The sequence below is a fragment of the Gulosibacter sp. 10 genome (assembly GCF_900163695.1).
Classification (GTDB): domain Bacteria; phylum Actinomycetota; class Actinomycetes; order Actinomycetales; family Microbacteriaceae; genus Gulosibacter.
On the sequence record NZ_FUIC01000027.1, the window covers coordinates 175,660 to 189,833 of the forward strand.

11 protein-coding genes and 4 tRNA genes are annotated in these 14,174 nt (G+C 71.0%); 7 read left to right on the top strand and 8 right to left on the bottom strand.

The genetic code is table 11. The annotated features are described in order from the left end of the window. Nucleotides 1-18 precede the first annotated feature (18 nt). Entirely contained in the window at nucleotides 19-1,992 is a 1,974-nt protein-coding gene (gene dxs, locus FM112_RS11065; protein WP_087007470.1) for a 1-deoxy-D-xylulose-5-phosphate synthase, read from the top strand. 59 nt (nucleotides 1,993-2,051) lie between these two features. Here dxs and FM112_RS11070 read toward each other — a convergent pair whose 3' ends face one another. The 4 genes from FM112_RS11070 to FM112_RS11085 form a co-directional block, all read right to left on the bottom strand. Next, nucleotides 2,052-4,205: a 3-hydroxyacyl-CoA dehydrogenase NAD-binding domain-containing protein gene (locus FM112_RS11070; protein WP_087007472.1), complete on the bottom strand. Its 2,154-nt coding sequence runs from the start codon at nucleotides 4,203-4,205 to the stop codon at nucleotides 2,052-2,054. Nucleotides 4,206-4,211: 6 nt separating this feature from the next. Next, nucleotides 4,212-5,423 carry a thiolase family protein gene (locus tag FM112_RS11075; RefSeq protein WP_087007474.1) on the bottom strand — a complete coding sequence of 404 codons (1,212 nt, stop codon included), beginning with the start codon at nucleotides 5,421-5,423 and terminating at the stop codon, nucleotides 4,212-4,214. A gap of 88 nt (nucleotides 5,424-5,511) precedes the next feature. Then, nucleotides 5,512-6,705, bottom strand: a complete 1,194-nt coding sequence (locus FM112_RS11080) for a ribonuclease D (RefSeq protein WP_087007476.1) — start codon at nucleotides 6,703-6,705, stop codon at nucleotides 5,512-5,514. Beyond that, a complete protein-coding gene (locus FM112_RS11085; RefSeq protein WP_087007479.1) occupies nucleotides 6,692-7,288 on the bottom strand; it encodes a DUF3000 domain-containing protein in 597 nt (198 codons plus the stop codon). The genes FM112_RS11080 and FM112_RS11085 overlap by 14 nt, the downstream gene beginning before the upstream one ends. Before the next feature lie 75 nt (nucleotides 7,289-7,363). On the opposite strand from FM112_RS11085, the gene FM112_RS11090 reads away from it, so the two are divergent. Continuing rightward, nucleotides 7,364-8,632 carry a S9 family peptidase gene (locus tag FM112_RS11090; protein ID WP_087007481.1) on the top strand — a complete coding sequence of 423 codons (1,269 nt, stop codon included), beginning with the start codon at nucleotides 7,364-7,366 and terminating at the stop codon, nucleotides 8,630-8,632. Here FM112_RS11090 and FM112_RS11095 read toward each other — a convergent pair. The 3 genes from FM112_RS11095 to FM112_RS11105 are packed head-to-tail and all read right to left on the bottom strand — an operon-like array spanning nucleotide 8,599 to nucleotide 10,721. Continuing rightward, complete coding sequence (locus FM112_RS11095; protein ID WP_087007483.1) at nucleotides 8,599-9,360, bottom strand: dihydrofolate reductase family protein; 762 nt, start codon at nucleotides 9,358-9,360, stop codon at nucleotides 8,599-8,601. The two genes, FM112_RS11090 and FM112_RS11095, sit on opposite strands and share 34 nt — an antisense overlap. Before the next feature lie 6 nt (nucleotides 9,361-9,366). Next, the gene (locus FM112_RS11100; protein WP_087007485.1) at nucleotides 9,367-9,822 is read right to left on the bottom strand and encodes a SufE family protein; all 456 of its coding nucleotides are present in this window, start codon (nucleotides 9,820-9,822) and stop codon (nucleotides 9,367-9,369) included. Further along, nucleotides 9,819-10,721, bottom strand: coding sequence for a sulfurtransferase (locus FM112_RS11105; RefSeq protein WP_087007488.1), 903 nt, complete (start codon nucleotides 10,719-10,721; stop codon nucleotides 9,819-9,821). The genes FM112_RS11100 and FM112_RS11105 overlap by 4 nt, the downstream gene beginning before the upstream one ends. A gap of 157 nt (nucleotides 10,722-10,878) precedes the next feature. On the opposite strand from FM112_RS11105, the gene zapE reads away from it, so the two are divergent. Together zapE and FM112_RS11115 are read left to right on the top strand one after the other, a co-directional pair. Continuing rightward, a complete protein-coding gene (gene zapE, locus FM112_RS11110; protein ID WP_087007515.1) occupies nucleotides 10,879-11,910 on the top strand; it encodes a cell division protein ZapE in 1,032 nt (343 codons plus the stop codon). A gap of 169 nt (nucleotides 11,911-12,079) precedes the next feature. Beyond that, a complete protein-coding gene (locus FM112_RS11115; protein ID WP_254910461.1) occupies nucleotides 12,080-13,441 on the top strand; it encodes a sugar porter family MFS transporter in 1,362 nt (453 codons plus the stop codon). 137 nt (nucleotides 13,442-13,578) lie between these two features. On the opposite strand, the gene FM112_RS11120 is transcribed toward FM112_RS11115, so the two are convergent. Then, nucleotides 13,579-13,650 (bottom strand) — tRNA-Val (locus FM112_RS11120). 229 nt (nucleotides 13,651-13,879) lie between these two features. Here FM112_RS11120 and FM112_RS11125 point away from each other — a divergent pair. From FM112_RS11125 to FM112_RS11135, 3 genes are all read left to right on the top strand, one after another. After that, nucleotides 13,880-13,952: transfer RNA gene (locus FM112_RS11125), tRNA-Gly, on the top strand. Between the two features lie 50 nt (nucleotides 13,953-14,002). Next, nucleotides 14,003-14,076: transfer RNA gene (locus FM112_RS11130), tRNA-Cys, on the top strand. A gap of 10 nt (nucleotides 14,077-14,086) precedes the next feature. Further along, nucleotides 14,087-14,158: transfer RNA gene (locus FM112_RS11135), tRNA-Val, on the top strand. Nucleotides 14,159-14,174 lie beyond the last annotated feature (16 nt).

A 14,174-nucleotide genomic window follows, 5' to 3' on the forward strand; every position in this document is an offset into this window, starting at 1 on the left:
CGGGAAGGGAGGACGCGGATGGACGGCGAGGTGCTCCCGACGATCCGGCGGCCCGAGGATCTGCGCGCGCTCGACGCGCGGTCCCTGCAGCGCCTCGCGGCGGAGATCCGCGAGTTCCTCATCGACAACGTGTCCCGCTCCGGCGGGCACCTCGGGCCCAATCTGGGCGTGGTCGAGCTGACCATCGGCATCCACCGGGTGTTCGACTCCCCGCGCGACGCGATCGTCTTCGACACCGGCCACCAGTCGTACGTGCACAAGCTCCTCACCGGACGGCAGGACTTCTCGCGCCTGCGCGAGCGCGGCGGCGTGGCGGGCTATCCGCAGCGCCGCGAGTCGGAGCACGACATCGTCGAGAGCTCGCACGCCTCGAGCTCGCTGAGCTGGGCGGACGGCATCTCCCACGCGTGGCACATCGCGGGCGAGACGGATCGGACGGTGGTCGCCGTCGTGGGCGACGGCGCCCTCACGGGCGGGATGACCTGGGAGGCGCTGAACAACATCAGCGACGACAACAGCCGCCGGCTCGTGATCATCGTCAACGACAACGGCCGCTCCTACGCGCCCACCATCGGCGGCATGGCGCGCTTCCTCAACCGGGTGCGCACCGATCGCACCTACACGGCGCTGCAGCGCCGTTCCGGCGAGGCCTTCTCCCGGCTCGGCGGGCGCCTCGGCCGGAGCTTCTTCCGGGCCTTCCGCGGCGGCCTGCACGGATTCCTCGCCCGGCTCACGAACAACGAGCAGCTGTACTCGAATCTCGACATCAAGTACCTCGGCCCCATCGACGGGCACGATCTCGGCTCGGTGGAGGAGGCCCTGCGCCAGGCCAAGCGCTTCGGCGGGCCGGTCATCGTGCACGCGATCACGGAGAAGGGGCACGGCTTCCGCCCGGCGATCGAGGACGCGAACGACCAGTTCCACGCCGTCGGCCAGATCGACCCGATCACGGGGGAGCCGCTCGTCGAGGCCGGGGGCCAGTCCTGGACCTCCGTGTTCGGCGAGGAGATGGTGGCGCTTGCCGGCGAGCGGGAGGACATCGTGGGCGTGACCGCGGCGATGCTCAGGCCGGTCGGCCTCGCGCCGATGAAGGCGGCCTATCCGGACCGCGTCCTCGACGTCGGCATCGCCGAGCAGCACGCGGTGACGCAGGCGGCCGGCATGGCGTTCGGCGGGCTGCACCCCGTCGTGGCCATCTACTCGACCTTCATGAACCGCGCCTTCGATCAGGTGCTCATGGACGTCGGCCTCCATCGCGCCCCCGTCACGTTCGTGCTCGACCGGGCCGGGGTCACCGGTCCGGATGGGCCGAGCCATCACGGGATGTGGGACCTCGCGCTCCTGCAGGTCGTGCCCGGCATCCGCATCGCCGTGCCCCGCGACGCGACGCGGCTGCGGGAGGCGCTGCGGGAGGCGGTGGCGATCGACACGGCCCCGACCGTGCTCCGGTACTCCAAGGGCAAGGTGGGCGCGGAGATCGAGGCGGAGGCGCGGCTCGAGGACGGCGTGGACGTCCTCCGCACCGGCTCCGGCTCGGACGTGCTCATCGTGGCGGTGGGGCCGATGGCCGGGACGGCCGTGGAGGTCGCCGAGTTCGTCGAGGCCCAGGGCATCGGCGTCACCGTCGTGGATCCGCGCTGGGTCGTGCCCGTGCCCCGGTCGATCATCGAGCTGTCGCGCCATCATCGCCTCGTCGTCTCCATCGAGGACGGCATCAAGGTGGGCGGGATCGGGACGCGGCTGCGGCAGGACCTGCGCGGGGCCGACGTCGAGGCCACGGTCACGGAGCTCGGACTGCCGGACGAGTTCATCGATCACGCCTCGCGGGCGGAGATCCTCGAGGACGCCGGGCTGACCTCGCGGAGGATCGCCCGGGACGTCGTCGCCCAGGTGCTCGGCTCCCGCGTGCCCGCCGCCAGGCCGAGGCCCTCGGGCCGGCCCGCGGAGAGCGTGCGCGAGGTGATCCGCGCGCTCGGCGCCTCGGAGCGCTGAGCCGCGGACGCGGAACGGGCCGGTGCTGTCGCAGCACCGGCCCGTTCCGCGTCCGAGGGCTACTCGCCGCTCGCGCCGCGGATGAGGGGGTCGTGGAACGTGTCGCCGAAGGCGCGCTCGCTCGCCCCCACCCGGTCGAGGTAGGGGGTGATCCCGCCGCTGTAGAGGGGGAAGCCCGCGCCGGTGATGAGGCACAGGTCGATGTCCTCGACCGCCGCGACCACCTGCTCCTCGAGCATGATATGGATCTCCTCGGCGAGGCCGGTCTCGACCCGCTCGCGGAACTCCTCGGCGGACATCGGCGACTTGCCCTCGGTGCCGACGATCTTGCGGAACTGGTTGGTGTACCCCTTGGGCTCGCCCTTGCCGTCCCGCTCGATGAGCTTCGCGCCGGCATCGGCGAGGGCGTCGAGGTTCGCGGACTCGAAGAACCGGTCGGGGAAGGGGGCGTGGTGGGACTCGAGCACGTGCGCGCCGACCTTGAGGCCCACGAGCTCGAGCAGCTCGAAGGGCGTCATGGGCAGGCCCATCGGATCGAGCGCGCGGTCCACGACCTCGATCGGCGTGCCGGTGTCCACGGCGTGCATCGACTCGCCGAGCACCTTGGCGAGTACCCGGTTCACGACGAAGCCCGGGCGGTCGCGCGTGATGACCGCGGTCTTCTTGAGCCGCTTCGCGACCGCCATCGCGGTCGCGAGCGCGACCCGGTCGGTCTTCTCGGCGTCGACGACCTCCAGCAGGGGCATGATCGCGACGGGGTTGAAGAAGTGGAAGCCGACGAGCCGCTCCGGGTGCTCGAGGACGCTGCCGATCTCGTCCACGGACAGGGAGGAGGTGTTCGTGGCGAGGATGGCGTCCTCGGGCACGATCGCCTCGAGCTCCGAGAACACCTGCTGCTTGACCCCGACCTCCTCGAAGACGGCCTCGATGACCCAGTCGCAGTCGGCGAACCGGGAGCGGTCGGTCGTGCCGGTGACGAGCGCCTTGTTCCGAGCGAGGTTGTCGTCGTCCAGGCGGCCCTTCGCGGCGAGCTTGTCGAGCTCGGCGTGCACGGCCGCGACGCCGCGGTCCACGCGCTCCTGGTCGACATCCGTGATCACGATCGGCACCTGCAGGCGGCGCACGAAGAGGGTGGCGAACTGCGTGGCCATGAGCCCCGCGCCGACGATGCCCACCTTCGACACCGGACGCGCCAGCTCCGCATCGGGCGCCCCAGCGGGCCGCTTGGCCCGCTTCTGCACGAGGTCGAAGGCGTACATGGAGGCTCTGAACTGATCGCCCACGATGAGCTCGCCGAGGGCGTCGTTCTCGGCCTCGAAGCCGCGCTCGAGATCGTTGTGCTTGGCGAGGGCGAGGATGTCGAGCGCCCGGTAGGGCGCGATCGGCACCGTGCCGAGCTTCGACTCGACCTGCTTGCGGGCGATCTTCACCGCGACATCCCACTTGCCCACGCGCTCGAGCTTGCCGGGAACGTTCTTGCGCTGCACCTTCTCGCGGCCCGTCAGCACCGCATCGGCGAAGGCGAGGGATTCCTCGAGGAAGTTGGCCGCGCCGATGAGGCGGTCGAAGATCCCGAGGTCGTAGGCCTGCTGCGGCTTGAGGGTGCGGTTCTGCTTGAGCGGGTTCTCGATGATCACCCGCAGCGCGTTCTCGATGCCGATGAGGTTCGGCAGCAGGGTAGCGCCGCCCCAGCCCGGCACGAGCCCGAGGAAGACCTCGGGGAGCGCCACCGCGGGGCAGGAGGCGTCGATGGTGCGATAGGTCGAGTTGAGCGCCACCTCGAGGCCGCCGCCGAGGGCGAGCCCGTTCACGAACGCGAAGCTCGGGACGCCGAGCCCGCCGAGCATGCCGAGGGCGTGATGGCCGAGCTCGGCGAGCAGGCGCCCGCCCTCGGGGCCGGGGATCTGGTCGACGAGGGAGAGGTCGGCGCCCGCGGCGAAGTTGAACCGCTTGCCGGTCACCGCGACCGCGTCGATCTCGCCCGCGGCGGCGCGGCCGCGCAGCGTCTCGAGGGTCGTGCCCAGCCCCACCAGGGAGTTGGGGCCGAGCGTGTTGGGCCGGCGGTAGTCGCGGCCGTTGTCGAGCGTGATGAGCGCGAGCGTCTTGCCGGAGGCCAGCCGGACGTCCCGCACCTTGGCCTCGGTGACGACCTCGCCCTCGACGCCGGCGACGAGCTTCTCGTAGTACTTGGGGTCGAACGTCTTCGCAGTCATTCCTCGCTACCTTCCCGCTCGCGCGTGCTTCTTGCCGTTCCAGTTGGGGTTCTCCCAGATCACGGAGCCGCCCTGGCCGAGGCCGACGCACAGCGCGGTCGCGCCGTAGCGGACCTCGGGGTGCTCGGCGAACTGGTTCGCGAGCTGCATCATGAGCCGCACGCCGCTCGCGGCGAGGGGGTGGCCGATCGCGATCGCGCCGCCGTAGGGGTTGACCGACGGGTCGTCGTCATCGATGCCGAAGTGGTCGAGGAAGGAGAGCACCTGCACGGCGAAGGCCTCGTTGAGCTCGAAGAGCCCGATGTCGTCGATGCGCAGACCGGCGCGCTCGAGCGCGCGCTCGGTGGCGGGCACGGGGCCGAGCCCCATGACCTCCGGCTGCACGCCGGCGAAGGCGTACGACACCATGCGCATGCGCGGCTCGAGCCGGAACTCCTTCACGGCCCGGCCCGACGCGAGGATCGAGGCCGTGGCGCCGTCGGTGAGCGGCGACGCGTTGCCGGCGGTGACCTTGCCGTGCGGGCGGAACGGGGTCTTGAGACCGCTCAGCCCCTCCATCGAGGTATCCGGGCGCGGGTGCTCGTCGCGGGTCGCGAGGCCCCAGCCCTCGTCCGACTCGATCGCGACGGGGACCAGGTCGCGGTCGAACTTGCCCTCGGCGTAGGCCGCGGCCGTCTTCTGCTGCGAGCGCATCGCGTAGCGGTCGGCGCGCTCCTTCGTGAGATGCGGGAAGCGGTCGTGGAGCCGCTCGGCGGTCTTGCCCATGTTCAGGGCCTCGCCGTCCACGAGGCGTTCGGCGAGGAACCGCGGGTTGGGGTCCGCGTCGAAGCCCATGGGGTGGCGCCCCATGTGCTCGACGCCGCCGGCGATGGCCACGTCGTACTGCCCGAACCCGATGCTGCCGCCCATGAGCGTCGCGGCGGTGAGGGCGCCCGCGCACATGCGGTCGATCGCGAGGCCGGGGACCTGCACCGGCAGCCCCGCGAGGATCGCGGAGGTGCGCCCCAGGGTGAGCCCCTGATCGCCCTGCTGCGTGGTCGCCGCGATGGCGACGTCGTCGTAGCGTTCGCCGGGGATACTCGGGTTGCGCTCGATGACGGCACGCATCGCCTTGACCGCGAGGTCATCGGCACGCGTGCGCCAGTACATCCCTTTCTCTCCGGCTCGGCCGAACGGGGTCCGGGCCCCGTCGATGTAGTAGACCTCGGATGCGGTCACGTATCCTCCCTAGCCAGTTGGGCCTGCGTCTTCGCAAGCAGTTCAGCACTGAATCTTATCTGTACTGCACTACCGGAACGCTCGAGACTTAGAGGGCTTCGCCAAACGCGGTCTCGATGACCGGTGCGGCGATGGAGATTTGCCACTGCCGCGCCCCCAGCGTAGCAAGCTGACGCGAAATCGATTCAGCATCGGTGCCCAGCGGCTCCCAGCAGAGCTGCCGGAGGTGGGCGGGTGTGAGCAGGTTGTCCGTCGGCAGGCCGAGCTCCTCGGCGCGCGCCGCGACGGCGGGGCGGGCGAGCTTGAACCGCGCGTCCGCCTCGGGGCGCTTGTTCGCCCAGGTGCGCGGATGCGGGATGCCGTCGCGGCTCGGGCCGCTGCGGCGGGGGAGGTCCTCCGTCGCCCTTCCGCGCTCGATGGCCTGCCACCAGCGATCGAGCTGGGAGCGCGACTGCTTGCCGGTGAACTCCTTGAGCCCCGCGAGCTGCGCCTTCGTGCGCGGCATCGCGGCGGCGGCACCGGTCAGCGCGCGATCGGGCACGATTCTCCCGGGCGCCGTATCGGTCTCGCGCGCGTAGGCGTCGCGGGCGAGCCACAGCTCGCGCGCCACGGCGAGCTGGCGGGGGGAGCGCAGCGTGGAGAGCTTCGACAGCCGGCGCCAGCGCTCCGGCTCGGGCGGCCGGGGGCGGAAGTCCACCAGCGCCTCGAACTCCTCGCGGGCCCAGCCGTCCTTGCCCGCCGCGACGAGCTGCTCGGCGAGCCGATCGCGGACGTCCACGAGCAGCTCGACGTCGAGCGCGGCGTACGCGAGCCATTCGGCGGGCAGCGGCCTGGTCGACCAGTCGTCGGCCGAGTGGGCCTTCGCGAGCTCGACGCCGAGGAGCTCCTGGACGACTGAGCCGAGTCCGACGCGGGGCTTGCCGAGCAGGCGAGCGGCGAGCTCCGTGTCGAAGAGCCGCAGCGGGACGAGATCGATCTCCCGCATGCACGGGAGGTCCTGCGTCGCGGCGTGGAGGATCCACTCCTCGTCGCGGATCGCCTCGGCGAGCGCGCGGAGGGAGCCGAGCGGGACGGGGTCGATGAGCAGCGTGCCCGCGCCGCGGCGGAACAGCTGGACGAGATAGGCGCGATCGGAGTAGCGGAAGCCGGAGGCGCGCTCGGTGTCGATCGCGATGGGCCCGGTGCCGTCGAGGAGCCGATCGATGCCCCGCTCGAGCGCCTCGGCGGTGCCGATCACGTCGAGATCGCCGCGCTCGAGGCGCCGGGCGTCAGCCGCGGCCATCGCTGCGGAGTCCGTGTCGGAGGGTGGGGACCTCATTCGAGTCCACGGGCGGCAGGCCGCTGAGCATGCAGAGGAAGGTGCTCCAGGCCGACACGTGCGGCGCGAGGAGTTCGTTCTGCGGCGACCACGAGGCGCGGATCTCGATCTGGGAGCCCTCGCCCTGCTCGGCGAGCTCGCCGAACCCCTTCGAGTTCACCACCGTGACGGTGCCCGACGGGTAGTCGAACTCGGCACCCTCGTCCGCGAGCGCGTCCAGGAGCCACGACCAGGCGACCTCCGGGAGCATCGCGTCGCCGCCGATATCGGTCTCCAGCGGGGCCTGCGCGAAGCAGACGACGCGGTACTGCCCCCGCCAGGCGTCCGGCTCCGACAGATCGTGGAGGAAGATGAAACGGCCCGTGCCGAGGTGTGAGTCCTCGTGCAGCTGACTCGGGCTAACATCGGCCGCGAGCGCCAGCGCGTTCGGGGCGAGGCCCTCCGGCGGCCGGATCTCCTGCACGCGCAGGTCGCTTCGGAACTCGACGGCTCGGATCGACTCCGATGCCCTGTCGAACTCTGCTGGAACTGGATGCAAGCTGACCACCACACTCCGAGAGTAGGGATGGGGTCACGGCCGCGAGGGCAGGCGCGCCGATATCGGAAGGACGAGAAGAAAACGATGAACGGGATCCGCGGCCTCGCGGGATGCGTGCGGAGCGCGGCGGCGGCGGTCGCGGGATTCGGGGCGGTGGGCGGCGGCGCCGTTCTCGGATTCGGCTACGCCCTGGCCAGGACGGTGGTCTCGGCGAGGCCGCGGCGGAACGAGGGAGTCCGGGTGCTCGCCCTCTATCCGGACCCGGATCGTGCCGGCGAGGGCAGCATCGAGCTGCAGCGCACCGTCGAGTCGGAGCCCGCGGGGCGCTACACCTTCCAGTGGGCCGGCGGCGCGGGCGTCGCGATCCTGGGCGAGACGGTGACGGCCACCGCGTACTCCGTGACCCGCCGGTACCGGGGCGAGCGCGGTGCGCCGCTGCTCGGCGTCGACGCAGTCAAGGTGCGCTCGGCGCCGCAGCGCGACGTCCGCGACCTCGGCATGCCCTTCGAGGAGGCGGAGATCGAGACCGAGCTCGGTCCGGCGCCGGCCTGGTTCGTGCCCGCGCCGGAGCCCCTGCCGGGGCATTGGGCGGTCCATGTGCACGGCCGCGGGGCTTCGCGCGCTGAGCCGCTGCGGACCGTGCCGCTCGCGGCGGAGCGCGGCTGGCACTCGCTCGTCGTGTCCTATCGGAACGACCCGGAGGCGCCCACGGCGCCGGGCCTGCGCTACGGCCTCGGCCTCACCGAGTGGCGCGACGTGGATGCGGCGATCGCCTGGGCCGTCGCGCGCGGGGCGCGCCGGATCGTGCTGGCGGGCTGGTCGATGGGCGGCACCATCGTGGGGCAGACGTACCTCCGCTCCCGCTACGCGCCGCTCGTTGCGGGGCTTATGCTCGAGTCCCCGGCGGTCGACTGGCGGGCCGTGATCGAGGCGCAGCAGATCGTGGGCATGCTCCCGGTGGCCTCGAAGCGGGTCGGCCGGTGGCTGCTTCGCGCGAGGCCGGGCCTCGCCGTCATGGGGCTGCGGGAGCCGATCGACCTCGACGAGGTGGATCTCGTCGCCCGGGCCCAGGAGCTCGAGGTTCCGGTGCTGCTGCTGCATTCGGCCGGGGACACGGTCGTCCCGGTCGGCCCGAGCCGGACGCTCGCGCGGCTGCGGGAGGACATCGTGCAGTACGAGGAGTTCTCCGGCGCCCGCCACGTGCGGCTGTGGAATCGCGAGCCGCACCGGTGGGAGCGGGTGGTGGGCGACTGGTTCGGCGAGCGCGCCTCCCGGGCGATCGCCGAGGTCGGGGGCGGGGCCTCGGTCGACGAGCCCCGTCAGCCTGGCTCGCGGCGGGCGAGGAGCCGCTGATAGAGGAATCCCGCCTCGTCCTCGAGCAGCAGCGCACGGTCGAACCGCGTGCCGGTGCCCGACCCGGGCAGGGATGGTGCGTCGTTGGGCGCGAACACGGGCGCCTGCGTGAGGCAGATCTCGTCGAGCCGCTCCTCGTCGAGGAACTGGCTGATCAGCCGGTTCCCGCCCTCGACCACGATGCGGTGGAGGCCTCGTGCTCGCAGGGCGTCGAGCACGGCACCGAGCGGGATCCGCCCGTCGCGTGGCTCGAGCGCCTCGATGTTGGCGCCGGGCATGGTCTCGCGCACCCGGTCGGCGGCGGACTGCGGGCAGCACACGAGCACCGAGGCGGCGGCCTCCCTCTCCGAGATCCGGTGCCCGCCGAGGTCGCCCGAGCTCGTCACGACGCACAGCCGGGTGGGGGCGGTGGCGGTGTGCCGCTCCTGCCGGACGGTCTGGGCGCCGACCACGATCGCATCGCTCATCCTGCGGATCGCGCCGAGGATGCGCCGGTCCGCGCGGTTGGAGAGCGTGTCCGAAGTCCCGTCCGGCCCGGTCACCCGCCCGTTCAGGGAACCGATCATGTTCATCCGCACCCAGTCCCGCCGCGGCGGCTGGTAGAGCGCGCGGATGCGCCCGTCGGCCTCCCCGCCGCGCAGGTCGATCTCGGGCCCGCCCTCCGCGCCGCCCGAGGCATCGAGCACCCGGAGCCAGGCGGGATCCGGCATGGCGTCGATCGCCGACACGGCCGCCTAGCCCTCCGCCGCGGGATCGTCCGCGGCCGCGGGACGGCCGAGCTGCTCGCGGACCTGCCGCTGGACGCGGCCGAGCATGCCGACCATGCCGCGGAGGCGGAGCGGGGAGACCTGATCGGTGATCCCCAGGTCGAAGGGGAAGTCGCTCGGGATGCCGAGCGCCTCCTCGGTCGTGAGCCCGCTGATGCCCTGGACGAGGATGGAGGCGAAGCCCCGGGTCGTGGGGGCCTCGGGCGGGGCCTTCGCGAACATCCGGACCCGGCCCTCGGATACCTCGGTGGTGATGAAGACGGGCGACTGGCATTCGTGGACCTGCTCGAAGGGCACGTCCCGGTAGCGGTCGGGCACGTCGGGGAGCTCGTCGGAGAACTCGAGGAGCAGGGTGAGCCGGTCCCGATCGGGCACGGCGTGGAAGTCCTCGCGGATCTCCGCGAGCTGGGCGGGAAGGCTCATCGGGGCAGTTCCCCGGGCTCCTGGCCCTTGGCGATGGGCGCCCCGACGAGCGATCCCCACTCCGTCCAGGAGCCGTCGTAGTTGCGCACCCGGTCGAAGCCGAGCAGATGGGTCAGCACGAACCACGTGTGGCTCGAGCGCTCGCCGATGCGGCAGTAGGCGATCACCTCGTCCTCGCGCCCGAGCCCCGACTCGTCGAGGTAGATGGCCTCGAGCTCCGCCCTGGGGCGGAAGGCGCCGTCCTCCGCCGCGGCCCGGGCCCAGGGCACGTTGCGCGCGGTGGGGATGTGGCCCCCGCGCAGCGCGCCCTCGTCCGGGTAGTCGGGCATGTGGGTCCGCTCGCCCGTGTACTCCGGCAGGCTCCGGACGTCGATGAGGGGCGCGGCGGCGCCGAGGTGCGCGAACACGTCCTCGCGGGTGGCCCGGATGGGCGCGTCGTCGCGGGCCACCACGGGGTATTCCGCGGCGGTGCGCGCGGGGCGCTCGCGCGTGAGCTCGCGGCCCTCCGCGATCCACTTGTCGCGGCCGCCGTCGAGCAGACGGACGTCCTCGTGGCCGAAGAGGGTGAAGACCCACAGCGCGTAGGCCGCCCACCAGTTGGATCGGTCGCCATAGATGACGACCGTGTCCTCGCGCGAGATGCCGAGGCCGCCGAGCAGCTGCGCGAACCGTTCGCCGTCGACGTAATCGCGCATCACCGGGTCGTTGAGATCGGTGTGCCAGTCGATCTTCACGGCGCCCGGGATGTGCCCGCTCTCGTAGAGCAGCACGTCCTCGTCGGACTCCACGACGACGAGTCCGTCGCGGTCGAGGCGCTCGGCCAGCCACTGCGTGGAGACCAGGCGCTCAGGGTGCGCGTACTCGGCGAACTTCGGATCGGTATCGAACTCGATGCTCAACGTAATGCTCCTCCCAGCCGTGGCAGCCGCCCGTGCGGGCGGCCCTTCTTACCCGATAGCGTAATGACGAGTAGGGTGAAGTGTCTTCGAATCATCGACGCAGGAGCCTTTTGTGACCGCTGGCGGCATCATCCATCTCACCGATCTGGTCCCGAGCATGACCCCCGCGGAGATGGTCGACGCACTGGTCCCGCCGCCGCAGTTCACGACGGCGAGCTTCGACTCCTACATCCCCGACGACGACTATCCGAGCCAGCGCGCAGCGGTCGAGCTGTGCCGCGGCTTCGCCGGGAACGCGACGCCGCGCCGGTCGAGCGGCCGAGGGTTCCTCTCCCGGGTGCTGTTCGCGAAGAAGTCGGGCACGACCAAGCCCGGCATCTACCTCGACGGCGGCTTCGGCGTGGGCAAGACGCACCTCCTCGCGGCGACCTGGCACGCCTATCCCGGGCGCAAGTACTTCGGCACGTTCATCGAGTACACGGCGCTCGTGGGCGCGCTCGGCTATCAGAACGCCGTCAAGGCCTTCACCGGCGCCTCGCTCATCGCGATCGACGAGTTCGAGCTCGACGACCCGGGCGACACCATGGTGATGACGAAGCTCCTCGGCGAGCTCGTCGAGTCGGGAACCTGCGTGATGGCGACGTCGAACACCCCGCCCAACGCGCTCGGCGAGGGCCGCTTCGCCGCGCAGGACTTCCTGCGCGAGATCACGAAGCTCTCGAACGTCTTCGACACGGTGCGCATCGACGGCGTCGACTTCCGCCGCCGCGCGGTGGAGGGCGAGGCGGTGGTCTCCGAGCAGGGCGAGCTCGAGGCGCAGGTGGAGCGCCGATCGGCGGCGGGGGAGACCGTCGCGCACGATCCGTTCCGCGGCCTCGTCGAGCACCTGGCGCGCGTGCATCCCTCGAAGTACGTCAAGCTCGTCGAGGGCGTGGACGCGATCGCGCTCGACGACGTCGAGGTGCTCACGGATCAGGCCGAGGCCCTGCGATTCGTCGCCTTCATCGACAGGGTCTACGACGCGCAGATCCCGGTGATCGCGAGCGGGGAGCCGCTCGACGCGATCTTCGGGGGCGGCATGGTCGACGGCGGCTACCGGAAGAAGTACCTGCGATCGGTGTCGCGCCTCATCGCCTCCACGGGCGCCGCGCGCGAGCAGGAGGCGAAGGCGGCCGCGCCGGCCGAGTAGGTTCGACGCCGTCCAACGCGCTACACTGCTGCGAAGCGAGCCGCGGTCCCGCCGATGCTGCCGGGGCGAGTGCTCGATCGTGCAACACAGGGTGGTGGGGCAAATGGTCAACGTCAGTCAGGGCGGCAGCGGGAGAACGGTTCCGACGCCGCCGATCACGAGGGTGATCATGATCGCCGCAGCGGCGGCGATGGGCGGATTCCTCTTCGGCTTCGACACGGCGGTCATCAACGGCGCCGTCGGCGCGGTCGGGGAGTGGAGCGGGGCCAATCCCGTGCTGCTCGGATTCTCGGTCGCATTCGCGCTCGTCGGCTGCGCGGTCGGCGCCTGGTTCGCCGGGCCCATCTCGGCGAAGTTCGGACGCATCCGCGTGATGCAGGTCGCCGCGCTGCTCTTCTTCATCACCTCGCTCGCCTGCGGCTTCGTCTGGGATATCTGGTCGCTCACGATCTTCCGCTTCATCGGCGGCTTCGCGGTCGGCGCGGCGAGCGTGATCGCCCCGGCGTACATCGCGGAGGTCTCTCCCGCGAACGTGCGCGGACGGCTCGGCTCGCTGCAGCAGCTGGCGATCGTGGTCGGCATCTTCGTCTCGCTGCTGAGCAACTACGCGCTCGCGCAGGCGGCGGGCGGCGCCGGCAACGGGCTGTGGCTCGGGATGGAGGCCTGGCGGTGGATGTTCGTCGCGGAGTGCATCCCGGCCGTGATCTACGGCGTGCTCGCCTCGATGATCCCCGAATCGCCGCGGTTCCTGGTCAGCAAGAACCGCGTCAAGGAGGCCGAGAAGGTGCTCGAGCACTACGTGGGCGGCACGCCCACGGAGAAGATCGAGGAGATCCGCGACTCGCTCTCCTTCGAGCAGACGCAGTCGATCGGCGTCCTCAAGGGCCGGCGCTTCGGCCTCGCGCCGATCGTGTGGGTCGGCATCTTCCTCTCGCTGCTGCAGCAGCTCGTCGGCATCAACGTGATCTTCTACTACTCGACGATGCTGTGGCAGGCGGTGGGCTTCGACGAGTCGGATGCGCTGCTGACGGGGGTGATCACGGCGGTGGTCAACATCGTGACGACCGTGATCGCGATCACGCTGGTCGACCGGATCGGCCGCAAGCCCCTGCTGATCATCGGATCGGTCGGCATGGCGGTCACGCTGGGCACCATGGCCTTCGTCTTCGGCACGGCGCCGACGCAGGTCGTCGCCGGCGAGGTGCAGCCGCTGCTCTCGGACACGGCCGGCATCGTCGCGGTGCTCGCGGCGAATCTCTACGTCGTGTTCTTCGGCGTGAGCTGGGGCCCGGTGGTCTGGGTGCTGCTGGGGGAGATGTTCAACAACCGCATCCGCGCCTACGCGATCTCGGTCGCGGCCGCCGCGCAGTGGCTCGCGAACTTCGCGGTGTCACTCACCTTCCCGACCCTCGCCGATGCGGGGCTCGGCCTCGCCTACGGACTGTACGCGGCCATGGCGGTGCTCTCGCTCTTCTTCGTCTGGAAGTTCGTGAAGGAGACTCGCGGGAAGGAGCTCGAGGACATGGAGTAGGCCGGGGTCCCGCGGGGCGTGGCCATCGGCGGCCGCCCCCGCGGGCATCCCGTCTGCGTTCGAGGCGGGCCTGCCCGTGGGGAGCGCCCGGCGGGGAAACGCGGAGAAGCCCCGGCGAACCGGGGCTTCTCGTCTCGTGGGCAATACTGGGATCGAACCAGTGACCTCTTCCGTGTGAAGGAAGCGCGCTACCACTACGCTAATTGCCCTTGAACGTGGAATATCTTGGCACACACTTCCCGGTTTCGCCAAATCGCGCGGTCGTGGATGCGTGTCGGGATTCCTCGGCAGCCCTCGCATCAGGGGTGACACGCCGGGCGCGGCGCATGAACAGGCCGAAAACCGCAGCCGCGACGATGCCGATTTGGCATCGCAGGCCGATGTGCTCTAATGTATTCCAAGTGCCGGACGCGGCCCCACGGGGAAGCGGAAAGCCACGCGGATGTAGCGCAGTTGGTAGCGCATCACCTTGCCAAGGTGAGGGTCGCGAGTTCGAGTCTCGTCATCCGCTCGAGTGTGACCGAGGTACGCCTTATCGCACGGGAATGGAATCCCACACACGGTGACGTGGCCGAGAGGCGAGGCAGCGGCCTGCAAAGCCGTTTACACGGGTTCGAATCCCGTCGTCACCTCCACAACACCCTTGGGCGATTGGCGCAGCGGGAGCGCGCTTCCCTGACACGGAAGAGGTCACTGGTTCGATCCCAGTATTGCCCACTGGAAAGCCCCCGCG

Bases quoted from the DNA above. Each gene is read 5' to 3' on its own strand.
- FM112_RS11080 (WP_087007476.1), bottom strand. From the start codon at position 6,705: ATGGCCGCGGCTGACGCCCGGCGCCTCGAGCGCGGCGATCTCGACGTG.
- FM112_RS11070 (WP_087007472.1), bottom strand. From the start codon at position 4,205: ATGACTGCGAAGACGTTCGACCCCAAGTACTACGAGAAGCTCGTCGCC.
- zapE (WP_087007515.1), top strand. From the start codon at position 10,879: ATGACCCCCGCGGAGATGGTCGACGCACTGGTCCCGCCGCCGCAGTTC.
- FM112_RS11115 (WP_254910461.1), top strand. From the start codon at position 12,080: ATGATCGCCGCAGCGGCGGCGATGGGCGGATTCCTCTTCGGCTTCGAC.
- FM112_RS11100 (WP_087007485.1), bottom strand. From the start codon at position 9,822: ATGAGCCTTCCCGCCCAGCTCGCGGAGATCCGCGAGGACTTCCACGCC.
- FM112_RS11090 (WP_087007481.1), top strand. From the start codon at position 7,364: ATGAACGGGATCCGCGGCCTCGCGGGATGCGTGCGGAGCGCGGCGGCG.
- dxs (WP_087007470.1), top strand. From the start codon at position 19: ATGGACGGCGAGGTGCTCCCGACGATCCGGCGGCCCGAGGATCTGCGC.